Raw genomic sequence first — 18,368 nt, forward strand, 5'->3', positions numbered from 1 at the left:
TGACTGAATTTGCGGAGACTATCAGGGGCAAGAGTGTGACCTATACAGTGCTTTGAGTGGGGAAAAGTGAGTTTTAGCCATAAATTTAGGGCTGCTTCACAAACAAAGTTCAATAAGGCGGTAATGAATAAAGGTAGTAAGTGATGTGGGTGCCGCAAAAAGAGACGGTGCTGGGGGGATATGGGCATAAAAATTCGACTCAACTGACGATAATCTTAGATATCCAATAGGATTAAGACTAAGATTATACAGATAAATACCCCTATCTATGTTAACTTCTGCTTAACAAGTTGGGCGTTGTGATTTAATTTTAAACCTTAATGACCTGTTGTAATACAACCGGGCTACCCCGTTTTTATTATTAATGTTTAAAGCCAAAGATTAAAAGGCTTTTATCAGTAAATCAGTGGTTAACTAGTGAGTGCTATGAAAACCTTGCCATTGCCTGTTTTATTATTTGCGACTTTGGTTAGTGCTATCATTTCAATCTCGATTGGAATGCAGTTCTATACCAAAGAGAGCCGAGCAATAGAAGTTGAGTTTTCTCAAAACGTTGATGATAAGGCACGTAGCTTAGAGCAAGAGTTAATGCTTAATATTGAAGTATTACATGCTCTTAAAGGCGTTTTCATTAGTTCTGATAGTGTTAGTCGTCAAGAGTTTAAGCAGGTTGCTGTGAGTTTTATGGTGCGTCATCGTAACATTCAAGCCCTTGCGTGGATCCCCAAAATAAGCAGTAGTAACCGAGCTGCAGTCGAGGTTAGCCAGCAGTCGTTTTACCCTAATTTTGCCTTTACTGAAGTCGCTACCGACACTAAATTAACTGCGGTATCGCATCGCGACACCTATTTCCCAGTAATGTACCTAGAGCCTTATAAAGGCAATGAAAGTGCCTTAGGCTTTGATGTTGCCTCCGATAGTGATTTAAACCAGTTACTTATTCGCGCTCGAGATAAAGGGGGGCCGATTGCTTCATCGGGGCTGGAACTGGTCAAAGCGAACAACCAAAAAGAGGTGTACTTCTTTTTACCGGTTTATCAAGGCGAGCCGTTTTCAGTTGAGCAACGACAGCAGCAATTGATGGGATTTGTCGGGGGCATTTTTAGAGTCGAAGATATGTTCTATAGCGCAATTCAAAGAACTTGGGTTCAAGGTATTTATTATACGCTGGAAGACATTACCAATAGTCAGCACCAAGTTCTTTATCAAAATTTGCCTGCTAACAGCTCCCATGATTTGCACTCAAATGAGGTTACATTTAGTTATCAGCGGCCACTGACCCATTTTGGCGAGCGTGAATGGCAATTACATGCCATGCCCCGAGACAGTTACATTACTGAACGCCGGACAGCCTTTCCTTTTTTAGTTGGAGTATTTGGGATCCTTGCGACCTTGGCGATGGCCACTTATATATTTTATATGGAACGTTATTATCATCTGGTCGATGATCAAGTAAAAGAGCGTACCCGCGACCTTAACCTTGCTAAAAAGAAATTAGAAACATTATCAATGACCGACAGTTTAACCAGCATTGGTAATCGTCGTTTTTTTGATGAAGCCTTTCAGCGAGAATGGAATTTAGCCGTTAGAAACAAGACGCGCCTAGCGTTACTGATGATCGATATTGATAACTTTAAAAGCTATAACGACACCTACGGACACCTCGCTGGCGATAAATGCTTAATGGAAGTGGCTCGAGCGATAGCTGAAGCGTTACATCGACCTAGCGATGTGGTTGCGCGTTATGGCGGCGAGGAGTTTGTGGTATTACTGCCTTACACTCGAGACTGTTATTCACCGGCGCTACGTTGCTGTAGTTATGTTGAAGCATTAAACATCGAGCACTCCAGTTCGCCTACTAGCCCTTATGTTACCGTAAGCGTTGGTGTTGCCAGTATGACCCCCACTGAAGAAGATGATATGCAGCAATTTGCCAGCGTTGCTGACATGGCGTTATATAAGGCTAAAGAAAAAGGCCGTAATCAAGTGTGCTTTGATGCTGAAGATATCAAGCCTAAGTCGGTTTAACATTAATTGCTAACGTAAATCCATGCCACTTTTGTACCGAACCGTAATGGCTGACAGTGTCATTAAACGCTCCGGTAAGCTTAATCCATTTACTCGCATGCCTTTTGCTGATATCGCTATTGATTCATTTAATATTATCAATAAATAATAATTCAATAATATTTTGTTATACTTTTAGCTGTAAAGTTTTCTAAGAGGTGCAAATGCTGAATCAACAATGGCTAATAACGTTTGTCACGTTAGCGGAAGTGGGGCATTTTACCCGTACGGCTGAAAAGCTGTTTATGACTCAACCGGGCGTGAGCCAGCATATTAATAAGCTTGAAGCGCAAGTCGAAACGCAGCTATTAACACGCAAAGGTAAAAGCTTTGAGTTAACCGATGCCGGCCTGCAATTACTGGCCTATGCCAAAGGCAAAATTGCTGAAGAAGCGCAATTAATGTTGCAACTTCAGGTCGATGAACCGCATCGTGGCGAATGTCGTTTTGCTTGCTCTGGTGCACTTGCGATGCACTTTTACCCCCGTTTTGTTGAGTATCAATTACAACATGAACAGTTACAGGTGAGCCTACAAGCTGCGCCTAATAGTTCGATTATTAATAGTATTTTAGACCACAGTATTGACGTAGGCATTGTGACCCAGCAGCAGTCATCACTGGAGTTAACACAGCAATATTTAGGTAAACAAGCACTGTGTTTAGTGTTGCCGCCGAGTTTAAAGGGAGTTGATGTTACGCTGTCACTGCTAGAAAGTATCGGCTTTATTAATCATCCCGATGGCCACTATTATGCAGAGCAGTTATTGGGTGCGCACTTTGGCGATGAGTTTGTCGGGATGAATAAACTTAAGCAGCGCGGCTACATTAACCAGTTGAATCAAATTTTACTGCCGGTATCGAAAGGATTAGGTTTTACCGTGTTACCGCAAATCGTGGTTGATGGTTACGCCGAGCCGCTTTTTGTTGTCAATACCGTTGCAGAGGTCGCCGAAGAGTTATACATGGTGACCAAAACGCAAAGGCAGTTGCCGAGCCGGTATCAATGGTTTATTGACACCGTGACTCAGCAGTTAGCGTCAAATTAGTTCAGTGCGGCCTCTGTGGCCGCTAATGCACTTTTTTGTTTATGCTGTTGCAGCAAGCGATACTCCATTACGCTTGAAATGCCAAACATCACCACATAACCCGCGCCCATGGCTAAGATCACTGCAACCACATTGTCAGTGATCAGCTGAAATACATAAAACATGCACAATAGTGTGACTATGCCAGCAACCCTAATCGATAAGCTCTGCATAAAGTGCCCATGTGCTTTTATGTAGGCCACCTGAAATGCGTTAAGCATCATTACACCGAAGAACAATGAAAAATGCATCAGCACAGGCGCGGCAGTTACATAGGTGATCGGAAAAACAAAGCTAACGATTTCATCACTGAAAAAAATCATCACACATAAAAATACGCTGCTAATAGCAAAAGCAAAACGGTAAAACCAGCGTCTTATTTTTGCAATTTGGTCGTGCTCACCTCGACTCAAGCATTGCGCTATTTCTGGCAAAAGGTAGCGATAAACCGGAAAAATAAACAGCAGTGTCATGTACATGAGCATGGGTCTTACCACCACTTGAAAGTCGCCTAATTCATCAATGGTAAAGTAGCCAATCGTGAGCAGTACGGTAATGTAAGTCATTAAAATACTCGCGCCCACATCGAGTGATGACATCAGACTTTTTTTTACAAAATTTAGGGTTTGTGGGTCTAGGTGGATCGGTGCCAGTGGCGTGGTGGCTATCTCTTTACGGCGCTGAATAAACATATATACCGCCACCGTTAGGGCGCTTAAAATCAAACTGTAAAATAACGATGAAATTGCCGTTTGTTGTAAAACGTAATAGCAGGTTAAAAATAGAGATATTTGCGTTAGAGGTTCAATCCAAATCACTCGGTTAGCAATATGGTACAGGCGGTACATGCCAATTTGGCTGTTAAAGTACACCTTCAAACTAACCCCAAAAATAAGCCCAACCAGCTGAATATATTCAACGTCCATGTCGAGCTGATGCTTAATATAGGGCAGCACTAAGCCCCATGTTAGTAACACCATGAGGATCATGGCATAGCGAAACACATTAGTAATATCTTTGGCATTTTTTGTTTGAGTAAAATTAACCACCATTGATGCCCTAAAGCCGCTAAGAAAAATCAGCGACAACGAGACAATATCAACCACAGAATGGTAGAGAGCAAGATCGCTTTTTGCCACCCATTGTGCCAGCCAAATTTTAAAAGCCAGCCCCAGAGACAGGCTGGCTAGCGTTGCCCAAATAGCGGCAAAAAATGAGCGTTTAGCGCGCTCAAATGAAGATTCAGACATCGTGTTCTAGTTCGCTAATTACGTAAAGGGTGAGCAGTATTAGCGATAAACTCTACGTGACTATCGATACGACATCATAAGTTTCGACTCAAGGTGTGATCTTGTTAGGCGCTTTAATTAAAACCTATGATCTAAACCATAAACTACAGCGCCAAGTCATGTATTAGTCAAACACCTTCGGGCAGGCGGAGTAGCGATTAAACGCATCGTCCCAACGGCGCACATCATTAGCGCGGCGCCAACGTTGGTGCCAAAACTCCATCAAACATGTACCGCCATCTAGTTGCACCAAAAAAGTATCTTGCTCTTTAACTTGCTCATAGGGTGGGTAGGTTTCACTGGCTGGCCAGGTTAATCCGCCGCGACTATTTGCCCACTGCCGCCAAAAGTTTTCAATGGTTAGCCACTGCTGGCTAGATTCATCCCAAGCCATGGTTAAGCCTGCTTTAATTGATACTTGGCCATTATGAGTCCCCGCAGCGGGCATGGCAGCGTAGACGAAACCAGGTGACAATAATACACCGCACAGTAGTAATGGTTTTAGCATGTGAAATGTCATGGTGATGATCCATAATTTAAGGTGTTAATAGTATAGTTGCTTGTTTGCAAGTCACCTTTAGCGCGTACATGCGAGTCATTAATAAGGTAAATTGTACCGTGAGTGGAGACTCAATCGCTTACAAGCAAATGTATTAAATATAACGTGTTAAGCACTTTGGTATTCGCTCTTTGGTATTTACGCGTCTAGGATAATAAGAGTGCGTTTTTATCTAATTTGACCTGAATAACAATATTTGTGAGCCGAGGTTTTAAATGGAATTGAACAGGAATACACGTGCCCTATGCGGCGTAGTGCTAGCGTTTGCAGTTATCCCTTACGGTGCGCTTGCTGCCCCTGCCGCAAATGTTAAAACCACTATCAACAGGGCGGAGACGCCCAGCAACGTCAAAGAAAAGCTGTATCTCCCTTATGTATTCAGCACCGACTCAATGGGACTTAACCTAGGTGTTGGGGCTATGTTTAAGGGCTATGGGCAAGAGCAAATGACCATTGGCGGCACCGTGTTTGGTGGTGATGTAAGTAAAGGTGTCGGCCTTGGGGTATGGAACTTTAAGTTGCCTAAAACGGAGCGGTTTTTCTTAAGTACTTACGGTTTTTTAGGTTATTACCCTGAACAACGTGCCTACACCGGTGGCGCTCAAGGTTATATTCCGGCTGGCACCGTATTACCCGGGAGCAATAATTCAACCAATGAACAGTTTATCGAGGCAGATGGCTCGTCAAATTGGTTTGACATAAAACTGGAATACGCATTACCTATTGGTGCAACTAAAGATAAAGGCATGGTTGAGTATAAACTCAAAAATGGACTGCTGGTGTCTGCGCCCAGTGGCGGCAAAGGCTGGAACCCGCTTGAAAGCGGCGCGACAGTGGTGGTGTTAAGGCAATTTAACCGTTACCAAAGTTTTGAGTTTGACGACGCAGAATTAGACGGCAGTATTCACGCATTAGAGCTGGGTATTTTATACGACAACACTGACTTTTCTGTTAACCCGTCGCAGGGTAGCAGCCAATACTTTTCAGTTTCACATGACGCCGCATGGTTAGAGTCTGACCATCAGTGGACGTTTATGAATTTAGATATGAGCAAGTACTTTTCGTTTGGCGAGTCCGATTACGCCAGTCAGCGAATATTAGCTGTTAACTTCTGGACCGGATATTCACCGTCATGGGAGCTCGAATACGACAATCAAGGTGGACGCCAGGTCAGCGGAAATGCTCCCTATAACGAAGGCGCTACCTTAGGTGGATTTTTTAGAATGCGTGGTTTTGACCAAAATAGATTTCACGATAAAGCCGCCATCTATACTACGGCTGAATATCGCTACACATTAAAATATAACCCGATTGAAGATGTTAACTGGCTAAAATTCTTGAGACTGGATTGGTTTCAACTTGTCGGCTTTGTTGAAGCGGGTCGGGTCGCGCCAGAATATACCGCCAATGCTTTGTTGACGGATCTTAAATTCGACTATGGCATATCACTTAGGGCATTAACCGCAGGTATAGTGCTCCGCTTTGACATCGCCCACTCTGATGAGGCCACTAACGGCTGGGTGATGGTTGATCACCCATTTTAATCACCTGTGTTGTGGTATAACGCTAGTCGTATTTGGTTGTGATAACACCATAGCGCTATTATCGACGAGTTATGTAACACGAGAGAGCACATGAGCGTATTTAAATTTGGATTAGCCGCCGATAAAGTCGACACAATTCGGCGTGAACTTGGCGCCAATAGTGATGGCTACATGGAAGCGATGGCCAACGCCGAACGTGCTTTTTTTAGCGCTATCACCACGGAACAAAATCGGCTGCAGCTTGATTGGTTACAATTGCGGATGCGGCTAGGCTATCGCCTTGAACAGCGTGAATTAGCGCGTTTAGATGATTACAGTATTGCGGTGGCTAAAAATATTTCAGCGCAAATGGACGGCGCCCAACGTACCGTTGTGGTGGTCACTGCTGATTCACTCGCCGCAGCGATGAGTGATATTAAAGCGCAAACATGGCTTGGGTTTGACACCGAAACCGCCGCCAGCTTTCAAAAGGGGCAACGTAATACCAACCCTATTTCACTCGTGCAAATCGCCACGATTAGCCATTGTTACCTTTTTAGAATGGTCGAGACCAATATCGACCTATTTAAAGCTGCTTTAGCTGACGTATTAGGTGAGGGAGCCGCGGCGGTTAAGGTTGGTATTGGGCTGCGCAGTGACATTAGCGCTTTAAAGCGCGACTTTAATATTACCTTAGGGCCAACCCTTGATATTAATGAACTCATGAACCATCTTGGCGCCCCCAAACAATTAGGTACAATACAAATTACGGCGTCAGTATTAAAACTAAAAATCCCAAAAACTAAAAAAGTTACCTTATCTAATTGGGCACGGCCATTAAGTGAGCCTTTAACTGCTGCGCAGCAAGATTATGCCGCTGCAGATGCGCTAGTGGCACTAGACTGCCTGTTTGCCTTGTTTGAGCAATTACAACCCTACAAGTCATTATGGCCAAATGGATTGCAACAAAAATTAGCGCTTTTAAATCCTAAATAGCAGGCTCATATGTCTGCAGCAGGCAGTGGAACCACAGGTGCTATTTGTTGCAATTTGGCTTCCAAGTAAACAATCAAAGTCCAAGTCAAAGTCAAAGTCGTGGCGCTTCGCCCATTCTTGTCATCGAGAATCGAGCCAAAAAGGGGAAAAGCGCTTGTCCCCCCTTTGGAAATCCCGCAGCGCCCCGACGAAATTTTCTGAGAAGCGAAAGATCCCAGGGGAAGTTGGTGTTTTCTGCAAGTCTGAGTTAATAGTTACGTTTGATGCTCTAAATAAAAACTCAAATGCTAAAAGTTAGGCTTTTCTAACCCAGTGCAGCTGCGGCCGTGACCGTCCATAACATGGAGGTTATGGCCGAGCTTCCATGGACGGACTTGCAGCGTGTCACTGGCGCTGCTGCACATACAGCTGCCGCAGGCAATTGGAACCACAGGTGCTATTTGTTGTAATTTAGCTTCCAAGTAAACAATCAAAATCAAAGTAAAAGTCGTGGCGCTTCGCCCACACCCGACAAAAAAGGGGGGAAGCGCTGCTCTAGCTAAAAATCCACTTGCAGCATGGTCAAACATTGTTCTGCATCAAGCGAAGGTCATTCGTGCATTGCTGTTTGTTTTAAAGTTCGCTATGTTATTGATTAACAATGGCTGAATTATTGTTTTAGTTAGCCGTTAATCGTTGAAAAGGAGTATCAATGAAAATCGTAGCACTATTTGTACAATCTCTTTTATGGCTCTCAGTGGCATTTTCTCCAACACTTTTAGGTTTAATTGTTGGAGTATTCGTAAAGTTCAATTTTTCTGGTCAATTAAGCGATTTAGCCATTCCTACTTTTACTTTAATCGGCTTTATTCTCGGTGGTTTCTGGGCTGAAAATATTCGTAAAACAATTGGTTTATCAGCATTCCTTGGGCGTTTAATTGGTCATCGTGATATTGATGGAGCACCGAGATAGCACTGCTGCAGTCGAATGGCTTGGCGTGTGTTTTTATTCCTAGTTAAAAACACTAACGCTAAAAGTTCGGCTTTTCTAACCCAGTGTAGATGCGGTAGAGGCCTTTGGTTTCAAGGATGAAACCGCAGAGCGGTCATGGATGACGAACAGCGTGCCTCAGCAGTATCTGCACATATGCTGCCGCAGGCAATTAGAACCACAGCTGCTATTTGTTGTAATTTAGCTTCCAAGTAAACAATTAAAATCAAAGTCGTGGCGCTTCGCCCACACCCGACCAAAAAGGGGGGAAGCGCTTGTCCCCCTTTTGGAAATCCCGCAGCGCCCCGACGAAATTTTCTGAAAAGCGAAAGATCCCGAGGGGAAGTTGGTGTGTTCTGTAAGCCTGAGTTAATAGTTACGTTTGATGCTCTAAATAAAAACTCAAATGCTAAAAGTTCGGCTTTTCTAACCCAGTGTAGATGCGGTTGAGGCCTTTGGTTTCAAGGATGAAACCGCAGAGCGGTCATGGATGACGAACAGCGTGCCTCAGCAGTATCTGCACATATGCTGCCGCAGGCAATTGGAACCACAGGTGCTATTTGTTGTAATTTAGCTTCCAAGTAAACAATCAAAGTCAAAGTCAAAGTCGTGGCGCTTCGCCCACACCCGACCAAAAAGGGGGAAAGCGCTTGTCCCCCTTTTGGAAATCCCGCAGCGCCCCGACGAAATTTTCTGAGAAGCGAAAGATTCCGAGGGGAAGTTGGTGTTTTCTGCAAGCCTGAAGTAATCGTTACGTTTTGATGTTCTAAATTAAAACTCAAATTCCAAAAGCTTGTGCTTTTCTAACCCAGTGCAGCTGCGGCCGTCCATAACATGGAGGTTATGGCCGAGCTTTCATGGCTGAGCTCTCATGGTTGGACTTGCAGCGTGTCACTGGCGCTGCTGCACATACAGCTGCCGCAGGCAATTGGAACCACAGACGCTATTTGTTGTAATTTGGCTTCCAAGTAAACAATCAAAGTCAAAGTCGTGGCGCTTCGCCCACACCCGACCAAAAAGGGGGAAAGCGCTTGTCCCCCTTTTGGAAATCCCGCAGCGCCCCGACGAAATTTTCTGAAAAGCGAAAGATTCCGAGGGGAAATTGGTGTTTTCTGTAAGCCTGAGTTAATAGTTACGTTTGATGTTCTAAATTAAAACTCAAATGTCAAAAGCTTGTGCTTTTCTAACCCAGTGTAGATGCGGCTGAGGTCTTTGGTTTCAAGGATGAAACCGCAGAGCGGTCATGGATGACGAACAGCGTGCCTCAGCAGTATCTGCACATACAGCTGCCGCAGGCAATTGGAACCACAGCTGCTATTTGTTGTAATTTAGCTTCCTGATTAACAAGTATTTCTATTAAGCTTTGGCACTTCCCACCAAACACCACTCATTTAGTATTGGATTTGAATTCAATACCTAAGCACCACATCAAATTTACTTATCAGTATGTTAAACATTGTTCTGCATCAAACGAAAGGGCATTCGTGTATTGCTGTTTGGTTTTGAGGGCGTTATGTTGTTGATTAACAATGGCTAGTCTATGGTCATTGGTATTTTTTTAAGCTGTATTTTATGCCCTGGTTTTCGGCAAATTTGGGTTAACCCATAAAGTAACGCTTAACCGCTTTTATAAGCTGTGGTCTTGTTTTATTGCTACAGCAATTTGTGATATTGGCGGTATGACGATGAACGAGAGGCTCCATTGGTTCGGGTTATTCGAGTGCGATGAAAACGCCTTCTAAGCAAGCAGCAAAAACGGTGTATTAACATATAACAGCTCAAGGCTGTAACGGCACTTCGTAGCAGGATGCACTAACGCGCGCCGTGGCTTGAGGTGTTATTCCCCAAAAAATTAGTCCGCGTTGGCGACCCTTATGACATTAGGAGTAAGCATTATGTCTCAGGTAGATAACAACCAAGTTGTGAAAATGGGAATGAAGATCGGTGCAATTAGCACGCTACTATTATTTATCATTTTGTATATGCTGGCGCCTAAATTTGTTGATGAAGTCGAATTGTTCGATAGAATCAAGCTTGGCTTTTCGTGTTTGGTGTTCCCCGCGGCATTTTTCTTAATTACGATTATTAGAGTGGGGGCGCAGCGGTATGGAAACCCATCTGAAAATCCAGTCGATGTTGTAGCCAGCTCAAACTCGATGGAAATTGACCTCAGAGTGTTATCCAATACTCATGAACAACTGGTTATATTTACCTTAAACACATTGGCATTATCGGTGCTGCTTCCCTATACATACTTAAGTTTACTACCTATATATTCTGCTCTGTTTGTTGTGGGGCGAATTCTATTTTGGGTGGCCTATAAGCATAACGTGTTATGGCGAGCGCCAGGGTTTGCAATGGGGATCATGCCAGCCGTTGTTGGAATAAGTTATTGCTGCTTGGCGATACTTTATCAGGTGTTTTTCTAGCATTTAACGTGCCGAACAAGGCTTAACTACAAGCTGGCCGCTTTCGATACCAATAACGGCGTTAAAATAGATTGCTTAACGTATACTGATGCATGAACATTGGTGTAAGCCCTTATGGAGCAAAAGTGATGTCACCAGCAAACCCAGTAAAAGGCATTTTATTTCGTATCGTCATCATGTTGTTAGTGTTAGCTGCAGCGAGCTTTGCTTACAACCGTGTATATACTGCTAATTCGGTTGCAAGCTCGGCATCATTTGCGCTAATTAACGATGCTGTTGCAGCCAATGATGAGTCGATAAGTCAGGCATTTGCTAAGCAGCAAAGTGGCTTACAAGTGCAAAGTACAGGTGTGGTGAGTAAAGTGCTCGCCGACGATAATATAGGCAGTCGCCACCAACGCTTTATTGTGCGGTTGTCGAGTGGTCAAACGGTGCTTATTGCGCATAATATTGATTTAGCGCCAAAAATAGATAGCCTAAAAGTGGGCGATAGCGTGTCTTTTTATGGAGAGTATGAATACAACAACCGTGGCGGCGTTGTGCACTGGACTCACCATGATCCTCGAGGGCGTCATATTGGTGGTTGGTTAAAGCACCAAGGTACAACGTATCAGTAAACGCTGTTAAAGGTTGTTAAGGGTAAGTTGGTACTTACTTACGTTTGCGTTTAGTTGGGCTTGCGGGTGAGTATTGTGCTGGCTAATCGGTCGCCGAATTGATACAAGGCTAGGCCGGTGATGACAAAACCCGCGCCGATGATTAATGTTGGGGTTATGGCTTCATCATTGAGCTGTGCTCCGAGCATCATTGCAAACACCGGTGTGATCAGGGTGATTAATGCAACAGTGCTGGCCTTGAGGTGCTGCAAAATATAGAAGTAACCGATAAACCCAATCAGTGAACCAAACACCCCTAAGTAAGTAATCGCTAACAGCGAACGTGTCTGCCATGTGTTAATGGGTAAGGTGCCGTCAAATAGTAGCCACGCTAGAGCAAACATTGGCGTTGAGTAAAGCAAAGCGCCCACTGTGCTGGCCAGCGGATGAATGTTGATGTTGACTCTTTTAACCAATACACCGCTTAAGCTAAATAAACAGACCGCCGTTAACACCAATACCAAACCCATCCAGCTGTCGCTCGCTATAGCTAGTTTTGTTGAGCACACAATACCCAGCCCCAAAAATGCAACGGCGAAGGCAACAAGCCGCAAAGGCCCAAATTTAGGTTCACCCAATAATTTTTGCGCTAAAAAGCCAGATATTAACGGCGATAATCCAAAGAGTAACGACATCGTGCCCGAGGGTAAGTAACGCGCGGCAAAATAGCTTAATAGCATGCCACCAACAATTCCTATTGAAGACACCGCATAAAGGTGTCTGGCAGTTTTGCTCCACGGTAACCGAATTCGGCAACTTAATATAATCAATGACCCCAAGGTTAACGCAATCATCATTCGCAGTAATACGGCCATGGTTGGGTGCACAGACTCACTGCTCCAAACAATGCCGAGCGGTGTGGTCGACCAAATTAGTACGACCGCCAAAAATGCAGGCGGGATCATCTTAGGTATTACGGTTGTTGGCATTTCAACGTTCCTGGTATTTATTGTTTACCCGTTATCGCGACCGAGCAATTATGGCCACAGCAACGGTAAATGTCCCACTGATATAGCTGAGCAAATAAGGGATGACTTGCACCGCCAATATTTACGGTCACATTGAAAGCGTTGGGTGGCAAAAGATCGCGCTGCCAATTGACTACGCAGCAGCAATGCCAAATTATCTGCGAGGTAGCGTGCTAAGTTATTAAGCTCGTTATTATGTGCACTTAAAACAGCGCGTATTGGCAAGCTTAGTGTGCTTTTGGTAAAGATGAATAGTCTATTTATTGAACGTCGCAGTCAATAGCAAAGGGCTGAACAACGTTAATTTAGGCAGAGGTTGGTGCAGTTATGGCGAGTGTAAAAAGTTGCGCGGCTATGGCTAATTAAAGGCGGGGGTTAGGAAGTCAAAAGGGGCAAAGCCCTTCAGCTTTTGCCCCTTTTGTTTGCGGTTGTAAGACCCTTTACCTTTTTTAGGTTTCTCGGTGCGAGTTCTAAATAGGCTGCTGGTAACAATGGCTTTTAGTGCGTTATCTTTTATCACTCCTCGGCCGGTGTCATGTTCGAGAGTGGGCTGCTTACTAGGTTTGGCCATATGTGGCTCCTTAAATTGATGCGCGATTGTTAGTGCTGCTTGCTCACTGCTAGCTGTGGCGTAGCCGTGAACTAGGCTGGCAGTATACGCCTGTTTCTTAAACACGCGAAGGCTTTTAGTTGGCCTACTTAAGCGCTAAAGCAAGCCTTGCGTGTATTGCTATACCGGTAATGACGCTTTACACACAACGAACATGGTAAATTGTCGCGCTTTGGCTGGCGCAATGGCAGTGCATTAAGGCGCGATAACATCAGCTAACATTGATAATTTACAGTACTATTGTTAATGCCAGCTGTTAGATATTGTACAAATAGAACAGATGCTTATTATAGCTGCAGGCTTAAAGGAGAAAGCATGCTTGACGCAATTTGCCAATATGATGAAACTCAGCCCGTAACCTATTCGGTATTTAAGTTTCAAAAACTGCCTGCTGACGATATTGAAAAATATCGGCAAACATTGGTGTGCCCAGCTTGCGCGGGTAAAGCTTATTATCGTAAGGCATCTAAAGACGGCAAAGCCGCCTGTTTTGGCTCGCGCTATCATCAAGCCGATTGCGCTGAGTTTAAGCCCTCTGCCGCCAAAACCCGTGAAGAGCAACACGCGTTAGAAGTTAATCAGCTGGTGGTCGACAGCGATGCAATGATCATCGACTTTAGCCGTGCGCCCTTCTTAAGTCAGCGCCCGCCGCTTGCCGCTAAAACTGAGGCCAAGCGCGGTGCAGCAACTCTTAATAAGCCTTCGCAGGCAAACACCACAGCGCCAGTTAAGCAAGACGATAAGCCTGCGCGTATTGCAACCCAAGGGCTAGAAAAGCTATTACACAGCTTGCTGCGTGGTAGCGATTTGGCCACCTCAGAGTTGTGGGTTTACACCGATGACAAATACCGCTGGCGAGCTAAAAACCTATTTGTAAATTTTGTCGATGCCGAGCCAACAGAAAATGGGGCGCCGCGAATGTATTGGGGCACCATATCGCACACCGACAAAGAACGGCTATGGTTAAACCCAGCTGAGACCAAAGCCGTGGGGATCCCCATTGATAAGTTTTCTCGCGAGCTTATTTCGGGTTTTGGTTTAGCCGAGCGCCGCGATTTTGAGGGCGCAGGAATTATCTTATTTGGTAAATGTTTTTGGAATAAAAGTAAAACTAGAAAAATCATACAACTATGGGGTAATGATCCGAGTCGGATTTATATTTCTAAGGCCGATGATAGCGAATAAGTTTAGCCATTAACGGCCTAGTTTAGAGGCAGTTTATTTAAGTTGTTACACCGTAATATGCTGAGCTAACACTGCGATATTTTAAAAAGTGCAGCCCAGACTATAATATTGATTGACTCCAAAGCCATTGAGGATTATTTTCTGCGCGATGTTTTTCCTCAGCCTGCAAATTAGACAGGTAAACCCAAGATATCAATAGTTATCTCAAGGGTAGAAGCAGCAACTGAACTCGGCAATTTATGAATGAGTTTTTAAGATAATTTTGCCATTTGGCATTTTGTTATAAGGGCCCTAGCGCATGTCTGAACCGACAGCCTTAAGTCTTATCCCACCTGTGGTGGTTTTGGTGTTAGCGATTATGCTTCGCCGTCCAATCCTTTCTTTAATTATTGGTGCATTAGTTGGCCTTGCGATGTATGACAGCGCAAATATGCTGACCAATTTTGCTGATACTTCGCTATCGGTGATGAGTGATGAAACCATCGGTTGGCTAATTTTAGTCTGTGGTGGTTTCGGCGCGTTAATTGCGTTGCTGGTAAAAACCGGTGGCTCAATGGCCTTTGGTCGCTACGCGCTTAAATTTGCCAAGGGACAAAAGTCGTCTCTATTTATGACGTTGATTTTAGGTCTAATCATTTTTATTGATGATTACCTTAATGCGCTAACCGTTGGCTCAACGATGAAACGCGTGACTGATAAATTTAAAGTGTCGCGTGAAATGCTAGCCTATGTGGTTGATTCAACCGCAGCACCAATTTGTGTGCTGGTTCCCTTGTCTACTTGGGCGGTATTTTTTGGCGGGCTACTGGTCGATAACGGAGTCGCTGCCGAAGGGCAAGGCATTGCAGTTTATATGCAAGCCATTCCCTATATGCTTTATGCATGGTTAACCGTCGCGATGGTGTTATTGGTTATTTTAGGCATTGTGCCAGCGTTTGGACCAATGAAAAAAGCCCAGCAGGCAGCCTTGCAAGGTAAGCCTGCACTTGCACAAACTGATTTTGATGAGGTGCACACCTCAGATGAATACGCACTTAAAGCGATTGAAGGTGAGTTTAACAATGCCGACCATGGTGGCAAGCTACATAACTTTTTTGTGCCTATTTTTCTTCTGGTCGGTTTTACGCTTTATTTCGACATTGATGTGCTCAAAGGGCTTATTGCAACACTTGCGGTTACCTTGCCTTATTACGGTTTACAAAAATTGATGCCACTGTCAGAAATGATGGAACAAATGATAGATGGCTTTAAAAATATGCTGCCAGCTATTGGCACCGTGGTTGCGGCGTTTATCTTTAAAGATGTATGCGACAAGCTAATGCTGCCTGAGTTTGTTATTGGCAGTTTAAGCCAATATATGACCCCACAACTGTTACCAGCGGTGGTATTTTTAAGTATGTCGTTGTTGGCGTTTGCCACCGGCTCAAGCTGGGGTATTTTTGCTGTATCAATTCCTATCGTAATGCCATTGGCTAGCGCGGTCGATGCCAATATTCCATTAGTGATTGGTGCGTTGTTATCGGCTTCATCGTTCGGCAGTCAGGCGTGTTTTTACTCCGATTCCACCGTGTTGGCAGCGCAAGGTTCGGGTTGTAATTTAGTTAGCCATGCGATTACGCAGTTACCTTATGCGCTAATAGCGGCTGCATTTGCGTGTGTCGGTTTTTTACTGCTGGCGTAATAGGCTGTTGGTTTGATGAGTAAAAAAAAGAGAAGCCTAAGTGCTTCTCTTTTTTTTGACCCAAATTCTAGTCTTCGACCATCGCCGTCGATACCAATGGTTTTTGTATGGACCTTGATGAAACGATACTGCTTTTAGACGCAAGTACGGCAAAGGCGCAGCAAGTTAGCGCCAATAAAGCACTTAGAGTTAACACAACATGCCAGTCGCCGTAATGCTCATGTATCGCGCCCATTAAGATTGGCCCTGTTGCAGCAAAAATATACGCAAAAAATTGTGACATACCCGATAACGCAGCCGCTTGATGCGGCGTTTCGGTACGTAAACCTATCATTGCTAGTGCCACAATAAAGCCGCCGCCAGAGCCGAACCCGCAAATCATTGCCCAAACAATCGCAGCCGACGGAGCGACATTTAAGCCGACTAAACCGATGACCATCATTAACGGTAAACTTAAGCTCAACATGCGCTTGTCGCTGAGTTTTTTCATCAACGGAATGAGCACTATTGCGGGGACTGCGGTGAACAGTAAAAACAGGCTGTGGATCACCCCTGCCTCATGATGGCTATAGCCTTGCTCAACTAATATGGTGGGTAACCAGCTAATAAAGATGTAAATCAAAAACGAATTTAGTGCTAAAAATAGGGTCATGTGCCATGCGTCGATATTACGCCATAGGTAGCTATGGCTGTCCATTTCGGCAGTGTCTTTAGTTGGGGGAGTGTGGTTGCGCATTTGGGGCAACCACACCAATACCGCTAGAATTGGAAAAATAATCACACTAACCAGCGAGAAAGCCCAGCTGGGCATAACGCTAATACTCAAGGTGTTGGCAAATGTCGCTAAAGGCTGTGATATGGCCGCAATTATCGCCGAGCCAACACCCATAACGAGTACGTAAAGCGAGGTCATGGTGCTGATTTTAGTTGGAAAGTCTCGTTTCATTAAGCTAGGTAATAATACGTTACCGAGCGCGATACCAGCGCCGATAATCACGGTACCTGAAAATAACGCCGCTGTTGAGCCCATAGAACGTGCCATTAAGCCGGCAATAATCAATATTTGTGACAGCATTAAAGTATGCTCAAGCCCGCAGCGTCGGCCAATGGTTGAGGCGATAGGCGAGAAAAAAGCAAAGGTCAGCAGTGGCAGTGTCGTAATCATTCCCGCCTGAGTCGCAGACAAATCAAGTTCAACTCGAATAATATCGAGTAACGGCCCAATACCGGTCAGAGGGCAGCGAAGATTCATTGCGATTAAAAAAATGCCTAGTAATAAGCAAGCACTACTGGCGAAGCGAGAGGTCGATAACGTGGTCACTAATTAGGATCCTGTAATTATATGAGCAAAAATGGCGAGCGAATAGATTACGCTTCATTTTTGCTGCTGAATTGAGATATAGTGACTTTTTATCACTAAAAGCGGCCAAATTATTGGAAACTACTGCAAGCTCTATCTTTGACGCCGACATTTATATCCAAAAAGTCGTTGCAATACGCATGTCGGTCAGCGACCGTGAAGCCGAAACTCCGCTCCACCGGCACCACAAGTGCCAGTTAGTGGTGGCGCTTAGTGGCTTTGTGAAATGTGTTATTGATGACGCTATTTGGATGGTGCCACCAAACTGTGCGGTGTGGATCCCTAGCCATCAACTACATACCAATGTGGTATCCAGTAATGCCCAGGTGTGCATGTTATTCGTCGATCCCGATATTGATGGTATGCCAGCAAATAGTTGCACGTTAGCCATATCGCCACTGGTCAGAGAGCTAATCGTTCATTTAACCAAGCAAGATCAACGCTACGCCTTCGACAGTTCAACGGCTAATCTGGTAAAAGTGTTAGTTGACCAACTAAGGCTTATGCCAACCGAGCAATATAACTTTCCTATTCCGGCTGATCCGCGGCTAAAGTCGATAGCCTCAAAGCTGGTTAATACCCCAGGCGACAGGCGCACTGTGGCGCAATGGGCCAAAGCAAATGCGATGAGCGAGCGTACATTAGCGCGCTTAATAAAACAGGACGTTGGGCTAACATTTAGGCGTTGGCGCGGACAGTTACATATTGTATTGGCATTACAAAAATTGGCGAGCGGCCAGTCAGTGCAACTGATTGCAGAGCAGCTGGGGTATGAATCGGTAAGCGCGTTTATCACCTTTTTTAAAAAGGCATTAGGCAAGTCGCCTAAACAATATATGCGCCACCACGACGTATTTTAGTGGCAGCCGGCGCACATACAGACGGCTTACGTGAACCTATACACGTGTTCTTTGGGCATTTAGGTTATAGCTAATACCGAAAGGTACCTGAGGTTTTTGTGAGATAGCTCACTATTTGTCGGCAAGTGCG

16 protein-coding genes are annotated in these 18,368 nt (G+C 44.6%); 11 read left to right on the top strand and 5 right to left on the bottom strand.

Annotation, left to right across the window (positions count from 1 at the left end; all coding sequences use genetic code 11):
- The first annotated feature begins 426 nt into the window (after window positions 1-426).
- From RGE70_RS03030 to RGE70_RS03040, 3 genes are read left to right on the top strand one after another with little or no spacing between them, the layout of a single operon-like run.
- Window positions 427-2,028 carry a diguanylate cyclase domain-containing protein gene (locus tag RGE70_RS03030; protein ID WP_310472903.1) on the top strand — a complete coding sequence of 534 codons (1,602 nt, stop codon included), beginning with the start codon at window positions 427-429 and terminating at the stop codon, window positions 2,026-2,028.
- A 22-nt stretch (window positions 2,029-2,050) separates the two neighbouring features.
- Window positions 2,051-2,176 (top strand): hypothetical protein, encoded by a 126-nt coding sequence (locus tag RGE70_RS03035; protein WP_375087893.1) that lies wholly within the window; start codon window positions 2,051-2,053, stop codon window positions 2,174-2,176.
- Window positions 2,177-2,231: 55 nt separating this feature from the next.
- Window positions 2,232-3,113 carry a LysR family transcriptional regulator gene (locus tag RGE70_RS03040; RefSeq protein ID WP_310470082.1) on the top strand — a complete coding sequence of 294 codons (882 nt, stop codon included), beginning with the start codon at window positions 2,232-2,234 and terminating at the stop codon, window positions 3,111-3,113.
- On the opposite strand, the gene RGE70_RS03045 is transcribed toward RGE70_RS03040, so the two are convergent.
- Window positions 3,110-4,402 carry a lipopolysaccharide biosynthesis protein gene (locus RGE70_RS03045; protein ID WP_310470083.1) on the bottom strand — a complete coding sequence of 431 codons (1,293 nt, stop codon included), beginning with the start codon at window positions 4,400-4,402 and terminating at the stop codon, window positions 3,110-3,112. The two genes, RGE70_RS03040 and RGE70_RS03045, sit on opposite strands and share 4 nt — an antisense overlap.
- Window positions 4,403-4,565: 163 nt before the next feature.
- A complete protein-coding gene (locus tag RGE70_RS03050) occupies window positions 4,566-4,961 on the bottom strand; it encodes a hypothetical protein (protein ID WP_310470084.1) in 396 nt (131 codons plus the stop codon).
- A gap of 254 nt (window positions 4,962-5,215) precedes the next feature.
- On the opposite strand from RGE70_RS03050, the gene RGE70_RS03055 reads away from it, so the two are divergent.
- The 5 genes from RGE70_RS03055 (at window position 5,216) to RGE70_RS03075 (ending at window position 11,535) form a co-directional block, all read left to right on the top strand.
- Window positions 5,216-6,544 (top strand): BamA/TamA family outer membrane protein, encoded by a 1,329-nt coding sequence (locus tag RGE70_RS03055; protein ID WP_310470085.1) that lies wholly within the window; start codon window positions 5,216-5,218, stop codon window positions 6,542-6,544.
- Window positions 6,545-6,634: 90 nt separating this feature from the next.
- Complete coding sequence (locus RGE70_RS03060) at window positions 6,635-7,519, top strand: 3'-5' exonuclease (RefSeq protein ID WP_310470086.1); 885 nt, start codon at window positions 6,635-6,637, stop codon at window positions 7,517-7,519.
- Window positions 7,520-8,210: 691 nt separating this feature from the next.
- The gene (locus tag RGE70_RS03065) at window positions 8,211-8,471 is read left to right on the top strand and encodes a hypothetical protein (protein ID WP_310470087.1); all 261 of its coding nucleotides are present in this window, start codon (window positions 8,211-8,213) and stop codon (window positions 8,469-8,471) included.
- A gap of 1,913 nt (window positions 8,472-10,384) precedes the next feature.
- On the top strand, window positions 10,385-10,918 hold the full coding sequence (locus tag RGE70_RS03070) for an MAPEG family protein (protein WP_310470088.1): 534 nt from the start codon (window positions 10,385-10,387) through the stop codon (window positions 10,916-10,918).
- 128 nt (window positions 10,919-11,046) lie between these two features.
- On the top strand, window positions 11,047-11,535 hold the full coding sequence (locus RGE70_RS03075) for a DUF3465 domain-containing protein (protein ID WP_310470089.1): 489 nt from the start codon (window positions 11,047-11,049) through the stop codon (window positions 11,533-11,535).
- 50 nt (window positions 11,536-11,585) lie between these two features.
- Here the strand turns inward: RGE70_RS03075 and RGE70_RS03080 are convergent, their stop codons facing one another.
- Window positions 11,586-12,503 (bottom strand): DMT family transporter, encoded by a 918-nt coding sequence (locus RGE70_RS03080; protein ID WP_310470090.1) that lies wholly within the window; start codon window positions 12,501-12,503, stop codon window positions 11,586-11,588.
- 397 nt (window positions 12,504-12,900) lie between these two features.
- Window positions 12,901-13,113 carry a ribosome alternative rescue factor ArfA gene (locus RGE70_RS03085; RefSeq protein WP_310470091.1) on the bottom strand — a complete coding sequence of 71 codons (213 nt, stop codon included), beginning with the start codon at window positions 13,111-13,113 and terminating at the stop codon, window positions 12,901-12,903.
- Window positions 13,114-13,467: 354 nt separating this feature from the next.
- On the opposite strand from RGE70_RS03085, the gene RGE70_RS03090 reads away from it, so the two are divergent.
- Entirely contained in the window at window positions 13,468-14,337 is an 870-nt protein-coding gene (locus RGE70_RS03090) for a hypothetical protein (RefSeq protein ID WP_310470092.1), read from the top strand.
- A gap of 298 nt (window positions 14,338-14,635) precedes the next feature.
- Window positions 14,636-16,018 (top strand): Na+/H+ antiporter NhaC family protein, encoded by a 1,383-nt coding sequence (locus RGE70_RS03095; protein ID WP_310470093.1) that lies wholly within the window; start codon window positions 14,636-14,638, stop codon window positions 16,016-16,018.
- A 67-nt stretch (window positions 16,019-16,085) separates the two neighbouring features.
- On the opposite strand, the gene RGE70_RS03100 is transcribed toward RGE70_RS03095, so the two are convergent.
- Complete coding sequence (locus RGE70_RS03100; RefSeq protein ID WP_310470094.1) at window positions 16,086-17,339, bottom strand: MFS transporter; 1,254 nt, start codon at window positions 17,337-17,339, stop codon at window positions 16,086-16,088.
- Window positions 17,340-17,518: 179 nt separating this feature from the next.
- On the opposite strand from RGE70_RS03100, the gene RGE70_RS03105 reads away from it, so the two are divergent.
- Window positions 17,519-18,238 (top strand): AraC family transcriptional regulator, encoded by a 720-nt coding sequence (locus RGE70_RS03105; protein ID WP_375087926.1) that lies wholly within the window; start codon window positions 17,519-17,521, stop codon window positions 18,236-18,238.
- Window positions 18,239-18,368 lie beyond the last annotated feature (130 nt).

The organism is Shewanella youngdeokensis (assembly GCF_033180165.1).
Lineage (GTDB): Bacteria > Pseudomonadota > Gammaproteobacteria > Enterobacterales > Shewanellaceae > Shewanella > Shewanella youngdeokensis.

Excerpts from the sequence above, each read along its gene's own strand:
- RGE70_RS03045 (WP_310470083.1), bottom strand. The coding sequence starts at position 4,402 with ATGTCTGAATCTTCATTTGAGCGCGCTAAACGCTCATTTTTTGCCGCT.
- RGE70_RS03070 (WP_310470088.1), top strand. The coding sequence starts at position 10,385 with ATGTCTCAGGTAGATAACAACCAAGTTGTGAAAATGGGAATGAAGATC.
- RGE70_RS03060 (WP_310470086.1), top strand. The coding sequence starts at position 6,635 with ATGAGCGTATTTAAATTTGGATTAGCCGCCGATAAAGTCGACACAATT.
- RGE70_RS03035 (WP_375087893.1), top strand. The coding sequence starts at position 2,051 with ATGCCACTTTTGTACCGAACCGTAATGGCTGACAGTGTCATTAAACGC.
- RGE70_RS03050 (WP_310470084.1), bottom strand. The coding sequence starts at position 4,961 with ATGACATTTCACATGCTAAAACCATTACTACTGTGCGGTGTATTATTG.
- RGE70_RS03055 (WP_310470085.1), top strand. The coding sequence starts at position 5,216 with ATGGAATTGAACAGGAATACACGTGCCCTATGCGGCGTAGTGCTAGCG.
- RGE70_RS03085 (WP_310470091.1), bottom strand. The coding sequence starts at position 13,113 with ATGGCCAAACCTAGTAAGCAGCCCACTCTCGAACATGACACCGGCCGA.
- RGE70_RS03075 (WP_310470089.1), top strand. The coding sequence starts at position 11,047 with ATGTCACCAGCAAACCCAGTAAAAGGCATTTTATTTCGTATCGTCATC.
- RGE70_RS03095 (WP_310470093.1), top strand. The coding sequence starts at position 14,636 with ATGTCTGAACCGACAGCCTTAAGTCTTATCCCACCTGTGGTGGTTTTG.
- RGE70_RS03040 (WP_310470082.1), top strand. The coding sequence starts at position 2,232 with ATGCTGAATCAACAATGGCTAATAACGTTTGTCACGTTAGCGGAAGTG.
- RGE70_RS03030 (WP_310472903.1), top strand. The coding sequence starts at position 427 with ATGAAAACCTTGCCATTGCCTGTTTTATTATTTGCGACTTTGGTTAGT.
- RGE70_RS03065 (WP_310470087.1), top strand. The coding sequence starts at position 8,211 with ATGAAAATCGTAGCACTATTTGTACAATCTCTTTTATGGCTCTCAGTG.
- RGE70_RS03080 (WP_310470090.1), bottom strand. The coding sequence starts at position 12,503 with ATGCCAACAACCGTAATACCTAAGATGATCCCGCCTGCATTTTTGGCG.
- RGE70_RS03105 (WP_375087926.1), top strand. The coding sequence starts at position 17,519 with ATGTCGGTCAGCGACCGTGAAGCCGAAACTCCGCTCCACCGGCACCAC.
- RGE70_RS03090 (WP_310470092.1), top strand. The coding sequence starts at position 13,468 with ATGCTTGACGCAATTTGCCAATATGATGAAACTCAGCCCGTAACCTAT.